The 22,590-nt window shown below is 41.5% G+C and carries 18 protein-coding genes and 1 tRNA gene; 13 read left to right on the forward strand and 6 right to left on the reverse strand.

Annotation, left to right across the window (positions count from 1 at the left end; all coding sequences use genetic code 11):
* The first annotated feature begins 167 nt into the window (after nt 1-167).
* Entirely contained in the window at nt 168-1,547 is a 1,380-nt protein-coding gene (pstS, locus tag SU86_RS01215; RefSeq protein WP_052755414.1) for a phosphate ABC transporter substrate-binding protein PstS, read from the forward strand.
* 20 nt (nt 1,548-1,567) lie between these two features.
* On the opposite strand, the gene SU86_RS01220 is transcribed toward pstS, so the two are convergent.
* Genes SU86_RS01220 through SU86_RS01225 form a run of 3 tightly spaced genes read right to left on the reverse strand, consistent with a single transcriptional unit; the run spans nt 1,568 to nt 3,228 of the window.
* Entirely contained in the window at nt 1,568-2,125 is a 558-nt protein-coding gene (locus tag SU86_RS01220; RefSeq protein ID WP_048186914.1) for a class I SAM-dependent methyltransferase, read from the reverse strand.
* Nucleotides 2,113-2,277 (reverse strand): hypothetical protein, encoded by a 165-nt coding sequence (locus SU86_RS09840; protein ID WP_177318906.1) that lies wholly within the window; start codon nt 2,275-2,277, stop codon nt 2,113-2,115. The genes SU86_RS01220 and SU86_RS09840 overlap by 13 nt, the downstream gene beginning before the upstream one ends.
* Nucleotides 2,278-2,313: 36 nt before the next feature.
* A complete protein-coding gene (locus SU86_RS01225) occupies nt 2,314-3,228 on the reverse strand; it encodes a branched-chain amino acid transaminase (protein WP_048186915.1) in 915 nt (304 codons plus the stop codon).
* A gap of 85 nt (nt 3,229-3,313) precedes the next feature.
* Here SU86_RS01225 and SU86_RS09550 point away from each other — a divergent pair, with 85 nt between their 5' ends.
* On the forward strand, nt 3,314-3,514 hold the full coding sequence (locus SU86_RS09550) for a hypothetical protein (protein ID WP_148550709.1): 201 nt from the start codon (nt 3,314-3,316) through the stop codon (nt 3,512-3,514).
* 184 nt (nt 3,515-3,698) lie between these two features.
* Here the strand turns inward: SU86_RS09550 and SU86_RS01230 are convergent, their stop codons facing one another.
* Nucleotides 3,699-5,114 (reverse strand): amino acid kinase family protein, encoded by a 1,416-nt coding sequence (locus SU86_RS01230; protein WP_048186916.1) that lies wholly within the window; start codon nt 5,112-5,114, stop codon nt 3,699-3,701.
* A gap of 28 nt (nt 5,115-5,142) precedes the next feature.
* Nucleotides 5,143-6,171 carry a glycosyltransferase gene (locus SU86_RS01235; RefSeq protein WP_048189020.1) on the reverse strand — a complete coding sequence of 343 codons (1,029 nt, stop codon included), beginning with the start codon at nt 6,169-6,171 and terminating at the stop codon, nt 5,143-5,145.
* Between the two features lie 56 nt (nt 6,172-6,227).
* Here SU86_RS01235 and SU86_RS01240 point away from each other — a divergent pair.
* The 6 genes from SU86_RS01240 to SU86_RS01260 all read left to right on the forward strand — a co-directional run bounded on the left by SU86_RS01240 (nt 6,228) and on the right by SU86_RS01260 (nt 13,140).
* A tRNA-Val gene (locus SU86_RS01240) sits at nt 6,228-6,305 on the forward strand.
* A gap of 94 nt (nt 6,306-6,399) precedes the next feature.
* Nucleotides 6,400-6,651 (forward strand): hypothetical protein, encoded by a 252-nt coding sequence (locus tag SU86_RS01245; RefSeq protein WP_048186917.1) that lies wholly within the window; start codon nt 6,400-6,402, stop codon nt 6,649-6,651.
* A gap of 245 nt (nt 6,652-6,896) precedes the next feature.
* Entirely contained in the window at nt 6,897-7,022 is a 126-nt protein-coding gene (locus SU86_RS10070; RefSeq protein ID WP_256363749.1) for a hypothetical protein, read from the forward strand.
* 209 nt (nt 7,023-7,231) lie between these two features.
* Nucleotides 7,232-10,027 carry a S8 family peptidase gene (locus SU86_RS09330; protein WP_052755415.1) on the forward strand — a complete coding sequence of 932 codons (2,796 nt, stop codon included), beginning with the start codon at nt 7,232-7,234 and terminating at the stop codon, nt 10,025-10,027.
* A gap of 59 nt (nt 10,028-10,086) precedes the next feature.
* Complete coding sequence (locus SU86_RS01255; protein ID WP_048186918.1) at nt 10,087-10,815, forward strand: LamG-like jellyroll fold domain-containing protein; 729 nt, start codon at nt 10,087-10,089, stop codon at nt 10,813-10,815.
* 141 nt (nt 10,816-10,956) lie between these two features.
* Nucleotides 10,957-13,140 carry an alpha/beta hydrolase gene (locus tag SU86_RS01260; protein WP_048186919.1) on the forward strand — a complete coding sequence of 728 codons (2,184 nt, stop codon included), beginning with the start codon at nt 10,957-10,959 and terminating at the stop codon, nt 13,138-13,140.
* Between the two features lie 38 nt (nt 13,141-13,178).
* Here SU86_RS01260 and SU86_RS01265 read toward each other — a convergent pair whose 3' ends face one another.
* Nucleotides 13,179-13,994, reverse strand: a complete 816-nt coding sequence (locus SU86_RS01265) for a helix-turn-helix transcriptional regulator (RefSeq protein WP_148550711.1) — start codon at nt 13,992-13,994, stop codon at nt 13,179-13,181.
* A gap of 256 nt (nt 13,995-14,250) precedes the next feature.
* Between SU86_RS01265 and SU86_RS01270 the strand changes: the two genes are divergently transcribed.
* The 5 genes from SU86_RS01270 to SU86_RS10135 all read left to right on the forward strand — a co-directional run bounded on the left by SU86_RS01270 (nt 14,251) and on the right by SU86_RS10135 (nt 22,531).
* Nucleotides 14,251-14,544 (forward strand): hypothetical protein, encoded by a 294-nt coding sequence (locus SU86_RS01270; protein WP_048186921.1) that lies wholly within the window; start codon nt 14,251-14,253, stop codon nt 14,542-14,544.
* Between the two features lie 2 nt (nt 14,545-14,546).
* Entirely contained in the window at nt 14,547-14,714 is a 168-nt protein-coding gene (locus tag SU86_RS09690) for a hypothetical protein (RefSeq protein WP_158507454.1), read from the forward strand.
* 32 nt (nt 14,715-14,746) lie between these two features.
* The gene (locus SU86_RS01275) at nt 14,747-15,943 is read left to right on the forward strand and encodes an adenylate/guanylate cyclase domain-containing protein (protein ID WP_148550713.1); all 1,197 of its coding nucleotides are present in this window, start codon (nt 14,747-14,749) and stop codon (nt 15,941-15,943) included.
* 63 nt (nt 15,944-16,006) lie between these two features.
* Entirely contained in the window at nt 16,007-18,640 is a 2,634-nt protein-coding gene (locus tag SU86_RS01280; protein ID WP_048186923.1) for a Calx-beta domain-containing protein, read from the forward strand.
* 141 nt (nt 18,641-18,781) lie between these two features.
* The gene (locus tag SU86_RS10135; protein ID WP_048186924.1) at nt 18,782-22,531 is read left to right on the forward strand and encodes a Calx-beta domain-containing protein; all 3,750 of its coding nucleotides are present in this window, start codon (nt 18,782-18,784) and stop codon (nt 22,529-22,531) included.
* Nucleotides 22,532-22,590 lie beyond the last annotated feature (59 nt).

The raw sequence follows: 22,590 nt of genomic DNA on the forward strand, positions 1-22,590 counted from the left end.
ATGGTATGGTCTTACCCATATACTATATAGTTCAAAGCCAAAATTTGCCTTATCAAAGCAAAAATCAAAGATAGATTAATTCAAACTATATAGAAACTAGAGATTCACGTAAAAAATGTAATCTATGTCGATTATTTGTATATAACAAACAACTCGATTCTATACCAATGAAGAAAACACTATCTGTAGTACTTAGTCTGATTCTTATGGCCGGCGTTTATACCCCACTGGCAGATGCAGCACAGGGACCAGAACCACCAAAGTCTGATAAACAATTTCAGATAAACGGCGCAGGAGCTACATTCCCATTCCCACTGATTGATACATGGAGAGTAGAATACAACAAACTATACTCTAACATAAATCTGAACTACCAGTCCATTGGTAGCGGCGGTGGAGTAAAGCAGCACACTGAAAAAACCGTGAACTTTGGAGCATCTGATGCACCACTGACTCCATCTGAGCGGGAACTTGTTCCGGGAACAATGCACATACCAGAAGCAATAGGATCCGTAGTTTTGGCATATTACATTCCCGAAGTCCCACAAAGTGGACTAAAGCTGACTGGTGAGATGGTTGCCGACATTTATCTTGGCAAGATAAAAAGATGGAATGATCCAAAAATCCAAGAGGCAAACCCTGATCTCAAACTTCCAGACAGACCAATTCTTGTGACTAGAAGATCTGATGGTTCTGGAACGACCTATGTCTTTACTGACTATCTCTCAAAGGTAAGTCCTGAATGGGATAAAAAAGTAGGCAAAGGAAAAAGTGTTGCATGGCCAACCGGTGTTGGCGCTGCAGGAAACGAAGGAGTCGCATGGGCTACTAGAAACACAAAATATGCAATTGGATATGTTGAGCTTGCTTATGCAAAGGCAAACGAAATGACCGTTGCGTATTTGCAAAATGGTGACAAGACCAAGTTTGTAGAGCCTACGTTTGACACCGTTTTTGAAGGCGCAAAGGCATTTCCGGTAGAGAAAATACCGAAACCAGAGGCGGATTGGAGCCAAGTAAGCATGATCCTATCGCCTGGCGAGAATTCGTATCCTATAGTGAGTTTTACGTATCTTTTGGTGTATGAGGACATTAACCAAGCAATCTCGGACAAAGAGATGGCAAAGGCATTCGTCCACATGCTACACTGGATGATAACTGACGGACAAAAATTCTCAAAACCACTGGGCTATGTGCCGCTGCCTGAGAACATTCAGGAGCTTGGTAAGCAGGGAATCTCTAGGATCAAGTTCGATGGCGAACATCTCTGGGTCTATGGTTCTGCAAAGACTGATGCAGCAAAATCTGATGTAAAATCAGATACTAAGGTCGACAAAAAGGATATCAAAAAGGACACTAAGAAAGACACCAAGAAAACAGACAAGAAAAAGACAGACAAAAAGGACATCAAGAAAACAGACAAGAAAAAGACAGACAAAAAGGACATCAAGAAAACAGACAAGAAAAAGACAGAAAAAAAAGATATCAAGAAAAAGACAATCAAAAAACCTGTAAAAACAACAACCAGCAAGACTGGCAGCAAGTGACACCCACTTAGCTGATACATCTACATTTTTCTTAATAGAGTGAATCTTGATTTTTTGGGATCAATCTCTTCGTGCATATCCACATTGCTGATTATTTTGACTCGATGATCCAGCCAGTGTTTTTTCATATTTCTATAATGCATATCTGGATTGTCGTTTATTGTTTCTTCATTTTCAGAAAATAATTCAATGTTGAAAATGTATTTTTTTGATACGCGAAATAACTCATCTATTGCTTTTTTGATGTCTTGTACATCTACATAATTAAAGAGATTCCTTGTAAATACTAGATCTATTGAATCGCTCCCAAATGGGATTGATGTGATGTTGCCTGTCTTAAAACTAAATTTTGGTAGATTCTCTTTTGCGAGTGTTATAGCCATATCTGATGTATCTATTCCATTAACATTCATCTCATCTGGGAATAATTTCAGATCATTTCCTGCACTGCACCCTATCTCCAAAACACTTTGGACTCGCAGGGAAACTACCAAATCTCTGATGAATTTTGACATTTCACCGTTGTACTGAGTAAGATGATCCTTTGCGTATTGGTCCCAGTAGTCTAATGCTGGCATTGGCAGGCAACCATCTTTGTATCAAAGGTGCAGTCATGTGGGCCATCGGACATGGCATCTGTCGGAATTTCTTTCATGCACTCAGAGTGTCTGCCCTTTTTGCAAAACCAGCAAATGTGTTCTGCAGTACCGCCAACTGAGCACGAATCCATGGTATGATGTGGTAAAATCTGTAAAAAAACCTAGTTCTAGACGTATTGCAGCCACTGGATGAATCGCTCGTCTTTGCCCATGGCTACATCCATGAATGATTTTTGCAGTGTCTTTGTGATGTTGCCCATCTTACCATCTGATATGGTAACATCATCGACTTGGGCAACGGATTTTACCTCGGCGGCAGTTCCTGTCATGAATATCTCGTCTGCTGAATACAGGTCATCCCGCTCTAGTTCGCGCTCTGTTAGCTCCATGCCATCTGATTTTATTATCTGAATTACGCTATCACGAGTGATTCCTGCGAGGCATCCTGAGCTTAATGGTGGTGTAAAGATTTGGCCGTCCTTTACTACGAAAATGTTCTCAGCGCTCCCTTCAGCTATCTTTCCATAATGGTTTAGCATGATTGCCTCATCGTATCCGTTTTTGAGTGCCTCCACTCTGGCAAGCGCTGCATTTGCATAGTTTGATGCTGCCTTTGCCTGCATTGGCTGTGACCTGGAGTCAATTCTAATCCAGCTAGAGATCTTGCACTTGGCACCTGTCTGTTTTCCTGCCTTTGATTCACCCATCTTCCACTCCCAACATGCAATGGAGACATCGACCTTGTTTGGGGTGGGTGTGAGGCCCATAGTGCCATATCCGTAATATGCCAATGGCCTGATGTAGCATTCCTTTAGCGAGCTTGCCTTTACTGTTCTTATGATGGCGTCCATTATCTGTGGTTTGGTAAACTCCATCTTCATAGAATACAGCTTGGCTGATCGAAAGAACCTATCAACATGCTCTGGTAAACGAAATATGGCAGAGCCACTTGGTGTATCATAACACCTGATTCCCTCAAAGACTGCCGTTGAATAGTGTAATGCGTGGGTCAGAACATGGACCTTTGCGTCCTTGAATGGCACCAATTTTCCATTCATCCATATTTTTCCCACTTCTTTCATAGAATGTCGGAAATGTGGCACCAATTAAAAAATTATCCTATGTCACCACGCACAACTAAATACTGGAATCTGGTATAGTCATACCGTGGAGATAGCGTCATCTGTAATATCCATGGCACTTGTAGTAGCGGGGTTAATTGGGCAGGGCTTTGAGATGAAAAAGATCCGAGCCTCAATTAGAACAGATGAGCAGCTAAGCCCAAAGAATGTGTTTTTGGACAAGCGTAATCTCAAATGGTATGCGCTGATTGGAGCAGGCCTGATTCTTAGTTTTATGAAATTCTGATTTGTGCCTAGCTCGCAAAAAATTCTAGATGAACTATATAGATCAGGTCTAAATATTGCGATCGCCTATTATAATCAGCGCGTGTTTTGGGTAACGCCGGGCTAATTCTAGACTATGGCCCATGAACAAACCCAGCATGGCACTCTTGGAATACCAAGGGCGCCATATGCGATTTGTACTGCATTCAGGAGAAGGTGATTTTTGACCTTTCTGAATGAACAGCACGAATCGCTGTTTCTATATTATTTGCGGAATCGTCAACCACTATGATGACTCGTGAGGTCTCTTCCTGCGCATCCATGTTTAGTATGTTGAGGCCTGCTTCTCCAATTCTGGAGCTTGCTTTTGATACAATTTGGTGGACGCGCCACATTTGATCACCAATAAGTGTGATTACACCCCTGTTGTACTGTATAGTAGCTAGTGGGTCAAATCCAAGGAAATAGCGCTCGTTTCGCTTGATGTAATCGGCATCCAAAAATAATATCCTTGTAAATTCAATATCATCTTTGGTAAATGGCGATAAAATGACAAACTCGGAATAACGTTTTTCCTTTTCCAGTGATTCCAAGAGTGTTTCTGCTGCCAGGCTTTCTATTTTTAGGATGGCACAGTTTTTCTTGCCAGTCACTATCTTTAGCGGGTGGCCGTTCTGGTTATCTGACTTGCGTAAAATGGTAGTGGTCTTGTTTGGGTCTTTCATGTTGGTGATTATAATTGGCATGTCCACTCCGTTTTCCAAAATCTCTTTGATTGCAATTGGGTCCAATATCTTCATGCCAAACATGCCTGCAATTCTTGCCTCATTGTATGACAGATATGTAATGTCTTCTAGCTCATTTGTTACTACTCTTGGATCTGCAGATACTACGGCACTATCTTTTTCAAAGTCGATTCGAGTGTCATATTTTTTGTGAAACAAAATTCCAAGATCAGCAGCTGTTCTATCTGAGCCTCCACGCTCATATGTGGTTTCAATGCCGTCGACTGTCTTTCCGATAAATCCACCAATGGATACTACTTGGTTGTTTTTGACCAGTTCTTCCAGTGGTCCCAATCTTGCTGCCGATTCTGAGGCCAAGAAATTAGTTGACTCTATGTTATTGTCTGTAATGATGGGCCAGCTGTCATAGCTTGCCGCACCTGATTTGAGCCCATTGCTTCTCAGAATGTAGCTCATCACATTAGACATGAGTATCTCACCGGAAAATGCAAGTGCCCTTGAACGTGTATCATCCGCAAAAGAGTGCTTTTCCTTTGCATCTGAGAATGCTTGTAGCGCTTTATCCAAAAATGAGTCAATCACCTTTTGGCATTCTGGTCTGTATTGGTCTGAGACGGAAGACAGAATTTTTGCGTATGATTGTTTGATTGGGGTAATGTCTGGAATGTTTCCTTCCTCTGACTTTCTGCCAATCAATAATGCTAGATCTGTTAATGACTTTCTTTTACCTTCGTGGATGGTGAGTGGTGCAGAAAAAACCGCAATTACCTTGGAGTCCTGCGTTAGCTGCTTTATTCTTGATATTATGTCTGATACAAACTCGCCATCAATCCCGCTTGCACTTCCGCCAAACTTTGCAACAATTAGTCTTTCCAAGTAAGATAATTTGAAATCAAAACCACTTTTAAGGATTCGTGCTGATGTGATTTAGTATTATTTGAGCTGCTTTTTTTGCGCCATCAGTTTGGGCTTGCGCCCTCTCTGATTCTATTTTTTGTGGAATTAGTGATTCTAGCTTGTTGATGTCCTCAAAGGAGTAACCAACTGATCTTGCATTGTCTTCCTGCTCAAAGTGGCCCTTGATTGGAATAAATATTCCAGGCGTGCCATATGCACTTGATTCGTCTATTGTAGATTTTCCTGCCAATGAGATGACCAAGTCTGATGCGTAAATGATCTCATGCAAGTTGTTTACAAATCCCAAATTTCTAATACTTGCATTTTGTATTTTCAGTGCAGGTCCTGAAATCAAAATTATATCATAGTCTTTTAGCTTTGGTGATATTTCCAATACTTTATCGACTAGGAATTTTCCCGCATCTGTTCCGCCAACGCTGACTGTAATGGTATTTTTATCAAAAGCAAATCTCTTTCTTAGCTCGTCTCTTGTATGTTTAGTCTGCCGCACAATTGGGCCCACACGTCTGATGTTATTTTCGTCTGGGCCTGTCTCTGGCATTATCACCGTGTGGCAATTTTGTATTATCTGCTTCATGGACTGGTTCATCTTTTTTTCGATCATGCTTCCGATTCCTTTTGTGAAATTGGTCTCCAAAATGTCCGTGATAAGTATGGTTGGTATTTTTTTTTGCTGAGCAATTGTCAGTGAGGCAAAATCTTCATCACTGACTACAATCTTTGGTGACTCATCATTGATGAATTTTTGAGATATTTTTTTGCAGTCCTTGTAATATTGATAGTAATTCCAAATCCACCTGAGTGAACCTTTGAGTGCACCGTTTTGTACATCAAAGTTTGGAGGCGCGTATTTGTCATTTACCAAAAATCCATATTCTGAGATGAGCTTTGCCGCACCAATTCCAGTCACAAATTTGGTTGAAGTTCTGTCCAAAAAATCTGCAATTGCTACATCGCGAGTTGCATGCCCAAGACCAATCGGGCTGCAAAAAAATCCTACATCTGTGCGGTTCAATGATTTTTGTGTAGACTCTCTCAAAGTTTAAATGGTTTCTGAAAAGGAATTTTGCTGGGCTCATGGTCCAGATCGGTTATGACGTCGCCCTTACACGGCGAAAATCCAGGGTTCAAATCCCTGTGGGCCCACCATTTTCAGGGGTTCATATACAATGATTATGACCAGCCGTGCCCCAAACAGATCTAGAATTTGTAAATTAGAAATCATACTACCTTAATACATAATGTGAGTAGAACGGATGTGCTTCATTTTATTGATATTGCAATCAAACGTTACGAAGAAGAAGAAGTTAGTTACAGCAGACATTTAGATCAAAAAGCAGGAACTCAGACTGGTTATAGTGGAATCATTTCTGCTTTAATGTCCGTAATATTCGGTTTAATACAAAATGGTATGTTGGTGCAAATAAATAATTCATTATTTATTACCGGAATTGTTTTTTTGATATTGTCTATATACCATCAATTATTGTTTTAACTCCATTCACAAATAACAAAGAAAACAAACCCAGACCGGTTTTTGCATTAGAGGCATTTTACAATGCAAACAAAGGTAATCCTATTGGTTCATATCAAAAACATATTCTGAAAACATATCGAGGATTAGTACGGGATCTTACAAAACGTAACAACAAAAAAGCCAAAACTCTCTATGCTGGCAATATCCTACTTCTGATTGGAATTTTCTTCATCTTTATATCTTTGGCATTCCATTGATGAGAGTTGAACGAATCCTCAGAAGAAGATAGTAAAGAATACATCACTATTGAAGAGGGACAAGAAGAGGAAGAAGGTACTGAATACATAGAACCAAATGATAATTCCCAAGAACAAACTACTACCGGATAATTTTATCTAAGAAATTCTCATCTGATAATCTTGTAAATTCTATTTTGCATATGAACCCCTGAACTCATCAGATTCTAATCCCTGTGGGCCCATACACCTTCAGCATCCATGAGTGGTTTATTCATATGATGGGATAGCTACGAAAGCAATAATCATAATTTCATAACCCCCGCTAATTATTTTTAAAGTAGGCATTTTTTTAATACATATTGCGCTCACGATTAATTTGGATTTTTATTATTCCATTTGTTATCATTGGATTTCAATACGTATTCGCGCTGATTAGCACGCCTACTGCCATCTCTGGCGGGCCAGAGGCTGCCGATGGGGTAATTGATACTGCAGAAGCAACGGATGCAAACCAAATCCAGATCAGAGTCTATTTTAATGGCGCAACCAACTCTGCTGGAAACACGGTACGGCTCCTAAATGGCACAACTCCTGCAAACTTTACGACTCCAATCACCACAACAATGACTGCTACCGATGTTACAAATGGATTTATCAATTTCACACTAAGTACTACTCAGCTACCAAATGGGCCATACCGAATAAAGGCGCAAATCAACAATGCCACCCATATCAGTGCGGTAGGTCCTGCAACATTTCTTAATTTTACTGTCAGCGCGTTTCCAGTAAGCGTCTCTACAAGTGGTAGTGGACCTGACACCAAATCATCTGCCATATCGTTTGAGCCCCCAGAGTTAATATCCGAAGAAATTCCTGATCTTGTAATTAATGGCGAATCTTATTTTCTGGATCAGTATGATCGCCTTGTATCCAAGGATAATCCAAACAAAATAATCACACAACAAGTAATATCTGGACAGCCCTCTGAGCTTTCTCTGGAATTTTATTCCGAGCTTGGGCCTGAAAACATACAACACGTCTCAATATACCCAAACATGCACGGAAGAGTAAAGGGTGATCCAAGCGAGACTGTCATCACGTTTGATAGGGATAGAGGATTTTCAATAAACGATCCAAAGAACCTGATATCTGATGCCTCAATTAATCTGGTGGATGATGGGCCCAAAGTAAGGCTGGTGGCATTAGTTGACTTCGAGAATGAAATGGAACTGTCTGATCTTGTCATTAACATGTGGGACAAGGACCGCTACTCCCTTACTAGGACAATTAAGGACTTTTGGTCGGTTGAAAAAACAGAAACTGCAGACCCTGAATACCAAAAGGCATATGCCAATCTGCAACACAAGCCCGAGCCGCAAGTAGCTGATCCAATACCAAATGATTTGGACAAGGTGCAAGAGCCTACCACCATATCTGAGCCAAAGGTAAACACACAAATTTTTGGACTGTTTTCTGCGTCAAACCCCGAACAATATGCCAAAGAAAAAGGAATTGACTACAAGGCAGGCCAAATACGAATAGCATTAGCAGTAAACGCAAAGCCTGATACTATGCAAAAGCTTGCCAAACTCGGCAAAGTAGAGGCAAGCTCATCAGGCTTTGTCCAGATGCTATCTGACATCAAGGGAATCAAAAACCTGATCCAGATGCCGGAGGTAAACAAAATTCAGATACCGATTAGGGCAATACAAAACGGAATCGTATCGGAAGGAGTCGAGTTTATCCGGGCAGACCAGATCCAAAAAAAGGGAACGTTGGGATCTGGAATCAAAATAGCGGTTCTTGATTTGGGATTTGACACTGCAAATCCGGAAATCGGCAAAGTATCTGAATCAAAATCGTTCCGATATGACTTTGATAACAAGCTAATCCCAATGAAGGGCTTTGGAACTGAATATGTGCATGGCACGGCAGTGTCTGAGATAATCACGGATGTTGCACCAAAATCTGAGCTATATTTGTACACATTTGCAACAGAGGCGGAATTTTTGCAGGCAATGGACTATGCCATATCCAAAAAGGTAAACATGATCTCCATGTCTGCTGGATGGATGAACTATCCAACTGATAACACCAGCCCAATGACTAAAAAAGTTGAAGAGGCAATCAACAAGGGAATTCCGTTTGTTGTATCCTCTGGTAACTATGCGGAAACCCATTGGGAGAACAGCTTTGTTGATTCTGATTCTGATGGGTGGGCTGAATTCTCTGGAACCGATGAGGGCTTGTCATTTAATGTATCGCAGACCAGAATAGCAAACCAGATCCCAATTCTGGCATATGTGATGTGGAATGGGGAAAAGCTAGTTGATCTTAATGTAGTATTGACTGATCCAAACGGCGAGGTAGTTGCCAGCTCGTCCAATGCGCAAAAGCAAAAGGGCGATGAATTTGAGTATATTTACCATGTTCCTACCAGTCCTGGCACGTATAATCTTGGTATCACCACTACATCGCCAAAACCGAAGGTGACAGTAGAGGTCTTTGCCCAAAATGACATTGTTGAATATCCTACCAGCAAGGGAAGCGTTAGTGTCCCAACTGATGCAAAGGGGGTAATATCTGTGGGTGCAGTAAACTATGCCAATGCCAAACTAGAGCCGTTCAGCTCGCAAGGCCCTACAAATAATGGCAAAATAGTACCAAGTGTTGTGGGCCCTGACGCCGTTCAGACCCATGCATATGGTAGTCAATCATTCTATGGAACTTCTGCTGCCCAGCCACACACTGCGGGAATTGTTGCGTTGATGCTGGAGAAAATGCCTACACTAAAACCAAACCAGATAATATCATACCTGCAGGACAATGCAGACAAAAAAATTCTACCCACATCTGGAAACACGGAAAATGTTTTTGGCCATGGAAAGGTAAACGCTGATTTCATTGAAGGGTTATCCAAGACTGCTCCAAAAGAGACCAAATCCGAAAAGCCTGCAAAAGCCATCGAGAAAAAACCAGAGAAGAAAACCGACAAAAAACAAGACAAGGTAAAGCCTGCAAAGTCAAAATCAGTTCAACAACAAGGAATCACTCCAAAAGATGACTCTAAAAAAGATGAGCAAAAAGAAAAGTCATTGACCAAGGCAACAAAAACCATAAAAAAACAAAAACCAAAACACACACTTTCCAAGTAATTTCATAATTTCACAATTGCATGATCATGTTTTAATATTGAAATTCTTGTTTTTATGGTGTGAAAGTTGATCAGGCAGCGATCATCTGGACTATGGGAATCATGATAGTTGGTGCAGGATTTGCTAGCTTTCCACCACAAGCAGAACAGTCAAGCGAGGCTCCAAGCACTGGCATATCCAGATCTGGCCAAATGGCACAGCAGGGAATAGCGAAAATCCAGGGAATCAACACATTTGAGAATAATGATTTGGTGAGCAAATCCGTAGACACGTTAACCAATGAGGTCACAATCTCTGCATGGGTAGAGCCAAACTATGGGGATCTATCGGACGAATACACCATACTGTCCAAGGAAAACTCGTTTATCCTATCAATTAACAATGTCTTACCACCAAAATATGTCGCAAAACTGGCAATATATGATGGAATGAGGTGGACAGAGATTACCAGTACCACATCAATACAAGGACTATCTCACATAGTGGGAGTCATTAATGGAAATATGGTATTGCTGTATGTCAATGGGGCACTAGAGCAGCAAATCCAGATGGAAAACGTCTTTGTCGTGGATTCTGGGAGACTAGACATAAGGGAGGCAGAGCTTTCGCATTCTGAGGCGAATGTGGTGGTTGGCGCATATGTTTCCACGGCGCGTCACTCATCGGGTGATGTTCTAAACAAGTTCAGTGGAATAGTTCATGATGTGAAAATCTATGATGATGAGGCGTTATCTGGCCAGCAAATAGAAGAGCTGTACTGGACCGAGTTTTCTGATATTAGTCAATAGATCAAACGCTTTGCACGTTTGTTGCACTGATTATTGATCTGTGTACTGTGTAAGCATATTTTCAGAGATCATGATAATGGTTAATTCATAAATTCATAAAAAAACCATTATTCTTATAATAAAGAAATTGTACAAAATTTTGTGCGCAAATTTGATCAAGCTGCAATAATTTGGACTATTGCTATAATTGTAGCAGCAATTGGATTTGCGGGATTTAATGGCTCTCAAAATTACACACTAACTGATAAAACACCGCAAACAAAATCTGATGTACCAATCGAATTAGAATCAGCAGATCAAGAAATCTCTAGAGGTGGCGTTACGCAACAAGCTGCACAAATAGCACAGAAAGTGCAAAAGATGCAGACTGTAGGCAATCAAGTTATGCTAAAAGGCACATCACAATCAGGATCACCTTCTGCACAAAACTCAGTTGAACTTGCTAGATCGCCACAATCTTATACGTATCCGCAAGTACTTAATATTCCAAATCAATATCCTCCTCTTCTTTCCTTTACCCCAAATCCTCAAGACATTTCTTCTGTAACAAACACAATTCGTGCACTAAAAAATAATGCCTATGTTCAAACTGTTTTGTATGATAAAAATTCAGCATGTTACGCAATAGCAATTATTCCGACTGATACATTTGATGCTGAAGTAAAATTATACAAATGTGATGGAACATACCTAAAAGACATTGGTTCATTTTCTGGAAGTAGCCTTTCTATGCCCAAATTTTGGGTCTTTGATACAAATGGCAATTTGTTCTATAGTTATAGATCACAAATCCATAAGCTTGATGTCAACGGCGAATCATCAATATTTGTAAATCGATTTTCCAGAGGATTAGCAATCGATTCAATGGACAATGTGTATGTTGCTGATAATGGTTACCAAATACACAAATACAATAAAAATGGAAATTTTGTTTCAACACTTGAAATTTTTCCAGAAAACAATGTGCCGTATTACGTACAATACTCAGATTCTTTTGATGAAGGTTATGTTGGAGTTAAAGCAAATCACTGGTATGGAATATTGGATAGGTTTCCTGGTTATCATAATTCACTAGAATACAAAAGACCTAATGTTGATTGTGATCCAAATGCCTCAATAAAATCAAATGATCGCCCTACTGTTAAAACAAGGGGCGACTATGATGTCCTCACCGACGGAGAACTTAATGCAGATCAGCCTACCAATTTCGGCATTGATGGCAACATATTTGGGCCAAATCCATGTGCAATAGTGATCTTTGTTCATGGTTACAATAACGACCACCATAATGCATTGCAAAAATATGATAATGTTTACGACAAATTATGGAATCTGGGTGAACAGGATCTAGCCCGGAATCTGATTGTATATTCATGGGACTCTGATACCGGCATGGCATTTATTTCTGCAAATTATCATATGGCAGAAAAGATTGCAAGATCCAACGGTCATGCACTAGCAGCATTCATTAATGCATATCATCAAGCTCATCCTACAACAAAGATCTTTTTGATGTCACATTCAATGGGCGCACAGGTTGTATTGTCTGCATTACAAAAAGGCGCAACTGTTGACAGACTTGACATGTTGGGCCCTGCAGCAGAAACTACTGTATTAGAACCAAGTAACTTTGGCAACTATCTTCTTGCTAATGTTCGAGGCGGTGTTTATGTTCATATTAATAACTCTGATGATGCGCTAGAACAAGCAAAGAATCTGGAAGTTGTAACTAATCCACTAGGACTTGAAGGTGCTCCACATACATGCAATCCGGGACATTTTGGAACTGTAAATATTAGTGCTATTGCTATTGATTCCAAAGATCATCTATATGCTTCATCTGCTTTTGGTGATGGTGGTAGTGTCCTCGAATTGGATGTCAACACTGGCACGATTAAAGAAAACCCACCAATATCGTATACCGGCTGCATGTTGACTGATGGCAACTACGTACCTACCAAAAGTATGCTCACCACTAAGGGAGAAACATTGCTTATAGGAAATAGTATTGCACCTCAAATGGGGCTGTATCATGATACCACACCACCGGTAATTCCAGAACCGCGTAATTATGAAACTCCCATGCTGAATCCTGAGCAATTCATACCGCCGCAAGCAATTGACTATGATCCAAATATGGTTCCTATCTCAATCAAAGAAACTTCATGTAACACAGTTAAACCATCACCATTAACTCGTGCTTGTGAATATACTGATGCAAGTGGAAATAAAGTCAAATACATTTTCACTGTTGAAAGAAGTCAACTGAAAGCACAAAAATCTGCTCAAAATAACATAATGGTAAAACCAATTAAAACTCCTTAAATCGGTTGAACTGCGTGATTGTAAACAATTGTCTTCATTTATGATTTACTAGCTAAATTCAACCTCTTTTCATTAAAAAAACTAGATTCCTTCCACAAAAACCCAAAATAATCATTGCACCAGTCCACAAATTCCGAACTTTTGCTACTCATGCACGATGAGACATCAACTTCGAAATCCTCATCTGGAAACGACAAACACGCCTGTTTTTCATTCATTATCAGTACAAATTGCACATCAGAATTGATCTTTCTTTCTATTTTACCGGAGTCTAGGGCTTTTTTTAGGGATTTGGAGCCTAGCGCACTCTGCCTCTGATTGGAAACAATGGCATCTGCAGAAAATATGCTCCTAAATGCTACACCTTTGTTTACCTGAGAAACCACCGTCTTTACTATGTCACTAGAATAGGATACCTCGTACAAAACATTACGGACGAATTCTTCTGCTTCCTGGTATATTTTGTTCCATTCTTCCTGGACTCGGACAAATCCATTTACTTCCTTGCAGTCACTTAGCTGGCCCAGCCTTAGCAGAAACTTTGTTGGCAGGCCTGCAAATCCATGCTTTTTGAAATACTTGGAGTGTTTTTCAAAAAATTCTATCGTGGATATCTGGCTTAGCATTGCCTCACAAATTGGAGACAAGACGTATTCTTTTTCTGAGTCTTTTTGAATCAATCCGTCTTTGAGGAGTCTTTCCACATTTCGATGAATCTCTGGTGGTGTGGAATCAAGTGATGCTGCAAGCTTTGTTATTCCAAAATTATTGTTTTTTATTCCAAGCAAGATTCCCCTCCGCTTTTGACTTGCAAGATCAAGCAGCAGATCAGAAACCCTGTCAGAATCCTCCATGGTATGATATACAATATCCAATGAATCTAAAGCTTGCTACAATGCAAAATCTGTCTTGCAGCTTTTGCATCTTCCCCTGAATCCACAATATTTTTTCTCAAATTGTATTACCAGCTGTCTTCTACATTCTTGACACTGCAATCTCATGATGTTATCTTTTATACACATCATACAGTTCAAGCCATTTTAGCTTGCAAGCTAAAACTTGATTTGCAAGCTAAGGACACAATATGATTTTGTGTGATGTAGATATGCCATGCAAATACAACCAAAAAAGCAAACATGGAAGCGCCTGACCATCGTAATTGATGAGCAGGTAGAGTCCAAGCTAAGAGAAATCCAGGGACATCTAATATGTAGTGAGAACCAAAACTATAGCCTCTCAAAGGTGGCAAACATGGTCCTACTTGCAGGCCTAGTGGCAAGCAACAGACTGAGCACATTTGAGTGGAACATGGTAAAATCCGTTCCAAAGGGCAAAAAACTCCAAATCGACGAGCGAGTTCCGCGCGAATACGCAGCCAACCTCAAGACAATGGAGGTGATCTAAAGATGAGCCAGACAATGACTCTGGTGCGCGCAGACCTTTGCAGAAAGTGTGGCGGCGAGATGAACATCTCCGAGAAATGCAAGCAGTGTCGCAAGCCAATCACACTTCGTTGCACAGAATGTGATCATGCATCAAATGTGCAGTTCCATCCCCTTTGCATTTATGGCTAGATTTATCTCAAAGTAAAGATTCTGAACTAGCAATGAATCTTACTTCGGGCAGCTTGGTTCATGCAAATTTTTTCTTCATAGACATAGTCAGCCTATCTGATCCCAAACTTTCCACAAAATCACAAATAAAAAAAATCGAGGGCCTAACATCATGCCTTTTAGAGTGTAATACATACAAGACAACGCCAAAGGAAAACCTACTTTTGAATACCACTGGGGATGGATTCTGGCTTGGATTCTTGCAAGGCCCAGAGTTGCCGCTAAGGCTAGCAATAGAGCTGCAAGCAAGGCTTGCAGAATACAACAAGTCTCGGATTCCATCTGAGACAATAAATGTCAGAATTGGTCTGCACAGTGGAATATCTTATGTGGTAAAAAACATCACGGGGAATCTGGATATCTGGGGGCCTGGAATAATTCTGACGCGCAGGGTAATGGATCTTGGGGATGATGGGCATATTTTGCTTAGCCCAAGACTAGCAGAAGATCTCTGCGAATTATCTGATGAATACAAAAAGATCATTCGGCCCATACATGACTATACCATCAAACATGGCACTACCATGTTGATTTATTCTGCATTTGGGGATGGGTTTGGCAATCCAAAAAGCCCAACCAAGGGAATAGTAGACAAAAGTATGATGGGCAAAGAGATCCCAAAAATACAAAAATCCACCATATATCCTTCTGCGTCTGTTGAGTTATTGATTCAAAATCATGATACGATGCTTGTGCACCACAAAAGAACGTACGAGCTGGAAAATATCTCTGATGAGCCAATCCAGTATGTATTGCATGGAATCGGAACGGACGTAAAAAAAGACTCGATAAATGATCTAAACATCTTGGTGCGTGATGAGTCTGGGCAGCCAATGAGAATATCTAGCATAACAATGGACAAGCCATATTCCAAAGAGTTTAGCACCGCGTTTAATCGGCCAATACAAAGACAGGAAAAAAACCGCGGATTTACACTGGAATATGACGTGGAGGAGCCAAACCGGTACTTTGAGAATGCCTTTTTGGTTGATTGCAAAAAATTTGCGCTATCACTTGAGCACGACAAAAATGCTCCAATAAAACCTGTACTCTTTGAGCTAAACCAGGAAACGGAGCAAAAAAAGGCCTTGACTACTGTACCACACATCGCACAGTCTGATAATAAAGTCAGCCTAAGGTGGGAATTTGAAAATCTTACCCGTGGCTATACTCTGCGTTTGGAGTGGTAAGTCATTTCATAACTTCACAATCTCACGATCGTATTTTTATAATCCAAACGGATCTACGACTTGTTGCACAAAGTACCACTGGCAATATTTCTCTCATTTATTCTTGTATTTGCTATAGTTCCAATTTATGATGCGGATGCTGCAAAAAACACAGCCACCAAAACAAAAAAGGCAAAATCATTTGGATCAAACACAAAATCGCTGATTTGCGGAGACAAGCTTTGCTCCAAAATAAAACAAGACGTAAAGCAAGAAAAGAGCACAAAGCAAATTCCAGGACGGGATGGAAAGGTAGCCCCGCAAAGTAGATTCTCAATTGGTGGAGTATCACAGCAGTCCGCCCACATGGATTCTGATAGGGACAAGATCCCAGACAACCAAGACAACTGTCCCAATGTAAAGAACAAAAAACAACGAGATTGGGACGGAGACGGAATTGGCAACAAGTGCGATGCTGATTTCGCAGATCCTGACAAGGACGGCATTCCAGAAAGCGTAGATAACTGCCCCGCCGTGAAGAATCGAAATCAAAAAGACAAGGATGGTGATGGAATTGGAAACAAGTGTGATGGCGATGATCCATCAATCACACAAGAAGACTTGGATTCTGATTTAGAATCCGATGATGATGCCGATGATGTAGAAGATCAAGATGAAGGCGATGACTCTGGAAGAGATTCTAGAGGTGACACTAGGGAGCATGATGCAAGAGAATCAGGCAGAGACAACGATAAGGACGACAAAAGAGAATCAGGCAGAGACGACAATAGAAAACATGATGATTCTAGGGATGGATATTCAAACCAACCCGCCACACCAGCAATCCCAGCCACACCAGCAACCCCAGCCACACCAGCAACCCCAGCCACACCAGCAACCCCAGCAGTACTTCCAATATTGTCAATTTCTGATGTTCCGGTAGCAGAAGGAACATCATCCAGTCTTACAACTGTGACATTTACTGTTAGCTCAAGTATGGCAGCTCCACCTGGTGGAATAGATTTCAAATGGTCTGCACGTCCTGGCACTGCAATACCATCGTCTCAATCAAACCAAAATGGCGACTATTCAGCACCATCATCACCAATACCTGGATCAATCCCAGAAGGTCAACTCAGCAAAACACTAAACGTTCGACTAAATGCCGATTCTACACCGGAACCAAATGAGACATTTACAATAATAATTTCGTCTGTACGTGGAGCAGTCATACTGGATGGAGAAGCAGCAATCACAATACTTGATGATGATTCTGGAACACAACCCACTCCTCCAACCCAACAACCACCGTCTTCTTCCCCACCCGTACCACAACCTGCCCCACAACCGACACCACAGCCAATCCCTCAACCCCCAACCACAACTCCACCGTCAACACAAGACATTACAACCAAGACATATTCTGATGGTACCACAATAATCACAACTCTAACTACGATCATAGTTACAACCTCATCTGGCACGACGACTTATCCTGCTGGAACCATACTAGCATATGATGAGGCTTCTCACACCCTAACCGTACAATACAGAGACGGCACCACGATCATCACATCGCCATCTGGTACAACAGTAATGACTTCTATTGGTACCGCTGTCTTGTATCCTGCCGGCACTACCATAACTTACAACATTACGGTCTCCATGTTTACCATAATCAACAAGGATGGCACCACTACAAGCTCATCTGCAGGTTCTTTGGGTGCGCCGAGCACAAATCCAGTACCTCAAAATACCCCCCTTCCGCCTCAAAGCGTGCCTAACATCGCAACATCTAGACAAATTAGTGGAGCTACTCTGTCTGTTAGCGACTATACATTTGCAGAAGGAACCTCATCTGGAAGCTCCAGTGTCTATGTTACAGTTAGGCTGACAAATGATTCCCCTCAGCGAAGCTCACCTGTAACATTCCAGTACATGACCAAAGATCTTACCGCCCAGGGAGACTATGATTATATTCCAGTGCTGGTTCCAACAAACGGCCAGATCGCTCCCGGCCAGGACAGCTTCCACATAGAAATCAAAGTTATCCGCGATTCCATATCAGAATCAGATGAAGCATTTTTGGTTTCGCTGTTCAATGCAGAAGGGGCCACAATATCCGATAATGAATCAATAGTAAAGCTGACCAATGACGATCAGGCTTTCGCACAATCTAGCTCGTCATCTCAGCTGGACTTGGAGGCGCAAAAGCTCGACATGGCAAAGCAGCTGGCAGAGCTCAGGGCACAGCTTGCACAAATACAAAACACCAAGATAGAGAACACCAAGATAGAAACATCAAAGACAGAAAGAATAACGGAAAAAGAGACCACCATAATAAAAGAGGGCTCACCGGTGGTGGCATCTGGGCTCACACCTACCAAATCAAATGTTACATCAAATGGTGTGGATCAGACGCAACCAAAATCCGTAAAATCAAAGATTCCAACCTGGGTAAGACAGGCTGCAGGATATTGGGCGCAGGATGTAATATCTGATAAAGAGTTCTCTACTGCAATAGAGTGGCTAATCAAGGAAGGAATAGTCATGGTAGAGTTCCCAGACAAAATAGACAAGGAGGGCGGCCAAAACACCAAGATCCCAACATGGATTAAGCAAAACGCTGCCTGGTGGTCGCATGATAGAATACCGGACACTGATTTTGCATCAAACCTGCAGTATCTGATAAAGCAGGGAATAATCAAAGTCAGATAATTTCTTCGCAGCCTTGGTAAAAATTTAGAGTCTTATGTGGCGAATTTAATTACATCATAACTGATGATGTAATTTGATGGATTTCTTAACTTCATAATAATACGATCCTACTTTTATAGCAGAAATTATTCTATAATTCTGTTGCAAAAATTACCCCTGGCAATATTTTTGTCATTTATCTTGTTGTTTTCCGTAGTGCCGATTTCAGATGTTGATGCAAAAAAATCATCTGGCACACCGCTAAAAAAGACATCACAAAACTCTATATCAAAAATCGTTTGCGGTGACAAGCTTTGCTCTGAGATAAAACGGGATGGAAAAAGCGATCAACAAAGCAGGTTTTCTATTGGTGGTGTGGCTCAACAAGGTGTCTCTAGAGGTGGCGTGACACAGCAGGAATCTTTACTACAAGATGTTAATACCGTGACAAATGGGACAACAACCGAGTCTGCACCAACAACCGAGTCTGCACCAACAACCGAGTCTGCACCAACAACCGAGTCTGCACCAACAACCGAGTCTGCACCAACAACCGAGTCTGCACCAACAACCGAGTCTGCACTCCCAACACTATCTATAGAAGACAAAACAGTAACCGAGGGAACTGGAACAAATCCTGGTCTCAGCCTCACAATAACTTCATCTGCTCCTGCACCTTCAGGCGGAATACGTGTTTCATTTACAACAAGCGATGGTACAGCAATAGCTGGTACACCAACACGTGATGCTACTGGTAAGCTATCTGGGTACACAGGAGATTATGCCACTATTCCTTCAGGAGCATCTATAGTAATTCCAGAAGGCCAAACTAGTATCATAATTAGACCGACAGTATTTCCAGATTCTATATCAGAATCAACCGAGACCTTCACAATAACAATATCCAACCCAACAGGTGCCACCATATCTGACGGTACCGCAACAGTAACCATAACAGACGATGACGCATCCGGAACCACAGGAACTGGAACTACCGGCACATCTGGCTCTGCACTCCCAACACTATCTATAGAAGACAAAACAGTAACCGAGGGAACTGGAACAAATCCTGGTCTCAGCCTCACAATAACTTCATCTGCTCCTGCACCTTCAGGCGGAATACGTGTTTCATTTACAACAAGCGATGGTACAGCAATAGCTGGTACACCAACACGTGATGCTACTGGTAAGCTATCTGGGTACACAGGAGATTATGCCACTATTCCTTCAGGAGCATCTATAGTAATTCCAGAAGGCCAAACTAGTATCATAATTAGACCGACAGTATTTCCAGATTCTATATCAGAATCAACCGAGACCTTCACAATAACAATATCCAACCCAACAGGTGCCACCATATCTGACGGTACCGCAACAGTAACCATAACAGACGATGACGCATCCGGAACCACAGGAACTGGAACTACCGGCACATCTGGCTCTGCACTCCCAACACTATCTATAGAAGACAAAACAGTAACCGAGGGAACTGGAACAAATCCTGGTCTCAGCCTCACAATAACTTCATCTGCTCCTGCACCTTCAGGCGGAATACGTGTTTCATTTACAACAAGCGATGGTACAGCAATAGCTGGTACACCAACACGTGATGCTACTGGTAAGCTATCTGGGTACACAGGAGATTATGCCACTATTCCTTCAGGAGCATCTATAGTAATTCCAGAAGGCCAAACTAGTATCATAATTAGACCGACAGTATTTCCAGATTCTATATCAGAATCAACCGAGACCTTCACAATAACAATATCCAACCCAACAGGTGCCACCATATCTGACGGTACCGCAACAGTAACCATAACAGACGATGACGCATCCGGAACCACAGGAACTGGAACTACCGGCACATCTGGCTCTGCACTCCCAACACTATCTATAGAAGACAAAACAGTAACCGAGGGAACTGGAACAAATCCTGGTCTCAGCCTCACAATAACTTCATCTGCTCCTGCACCTTCAGGCGGAATACGTGTTTCATTTACAACAAGCGATGGTACAGCAATAGCTGGTACACCAACACGTGATGCTACTGGTAAGCTATCTGGGTACACAGGAGATTATGCCACTATTCCTTCAGGAGCATCTATAGTAATTCCAGAAGGCCAAACTAGTATCATAATTAGACCGACAGTATTTCCAGATTCTATATCAGAATCAACCGAGACCTTCACAATAACAATATCCAACCCAACAGGTGCCACCATATCTGACGGTACCGCAACAGTAACCATAACAGACGATGACGCATCCGGAACCACAGGAACTGGAACTACCGGCACATCTGGCTCTGCACTCCCAACACTATCTATAGAAGACAAAACAGTAACCGAGGGAACTGGAACAAATCCTGGTCTCAGCCTCACAATAACTTCATCTGCTCCTGCACCTTCAGGCGGAATACGTGTTTCATTTACAACAAGCGATGGTACAGCAATAGCTGGTACACCAACACGTGATGCTACTGGTAAGCTATCTGGGTACACAGGAGATTATGCCACTATTCCTTCAGGAGCATCTATAGTAATTCCAGAAGGCCAAACTAGTATCATAATTAGACCGACAGTATTTCCAGATTCTATATCAGAATCAACCGAGACCTTCACAATAACAATATCCAACCCAACAGGTGCCACCATATCTGACGGTACCGCAACAGTAACCATAACAGACGATGACGCATCCGGAACCACAGGAACTGGAACTACCGGCACATCTGGCTCTGCACTCCCAACACTATCAATTAATTCCCCCTATCCAAAAAATGAAGGAACATCAACATCATCTTCCACTAATCCTTATACCGACTTTACGACTAACGTGTATCTAAGCTCATCATCTTCAACTCCAGTCTCATTTGACCGTCTTATACTTCCAATCACAACATCCGCTGATGATGTGAGCAGCTACCAAGCAATGACTCGACCTACTATTGCACCAGGACAAACACAGCTTGGAATACCTCTCTACGTCAAAGCTGATTCGTTATCTGAGTCAAACGAGGGGATTGTTGTGATTATAAATAAACCGGAAGGAGCCACGATTGAAAACAACATTGCTTTGGTAGAAATAAAAAACGATGATGGCACTACACAACCATCAAGATCGATATCCCTTCATCCTCAAGTATCTATTCTAGAGGGAACAGATTCTAGCTCTAAACCTAGTCCGTCTGGCATAACTGTATCACTAAGCTCCCCATCTACATCGCCTGTCACATTTAGGATTTATGCACTGCCGAATACTGCTACTATGTCTCTTGGCACTACTCCAAATGCAAATACTGATGATTTTACAATCTCTACTAGCACTACAGTGACAATTCCAGCTGGCCAAACATTTGTCAATATACCGATGATGATTTATCCTGATTCTAGACCAGAATCAAACGAAACATTCACACTAGTACTCTATGGTATAACCGGTGCCGGAATTGGAGGACAAATAGTTTCAACTGTAACGATAATAGATGATGATTCCAGTTCTCCGCCAACTCTGAACCAAAACTTGCCTAAATTGGGAACTTGGGGCGCGGCTATTAAAGAGGGGACGACAAACGTTAATCCTACACCTACACAGGAAATGGTTATCTTCCTTGATACTCCTCCGCAAACACCTGTAAAGTTCAAGATTACAGATACTCCTGGCACTGCCACAAGGGGTACTGGTACTACCGATGCAAATGGTGATTATGTTTCATTTCCTGCCGACATGGTGTTTACCATACCTGCTGGCGTGACACAATATTCTCAACCAGTACCACCGATCATTAGGGATTCTGTATCAGAATCAAACGAAAACTTCCGAATCACACTCACCGATCCAATAGGTGCTACCCTAAGCACCGCATCGGAGGGTGGTAGTTATGCAACAATATCCATCACAAACGATGACTAACGAAAAATCACATCTGGATCCTTATGATATGATTTTTTATAATGCAAAACTCCAAAATT

This window comes from Candidatus Nitrosotenuis cloacae, from assembly GCF_000955905.1.
GTDB classification, from domain to species: Archaea; Thermoproteota; Nitrososphaeria; order Nitrososphaerales; family Nitrosopumilaceae; genus Nitrosotenuis; species Nitrosotenuis cloacae.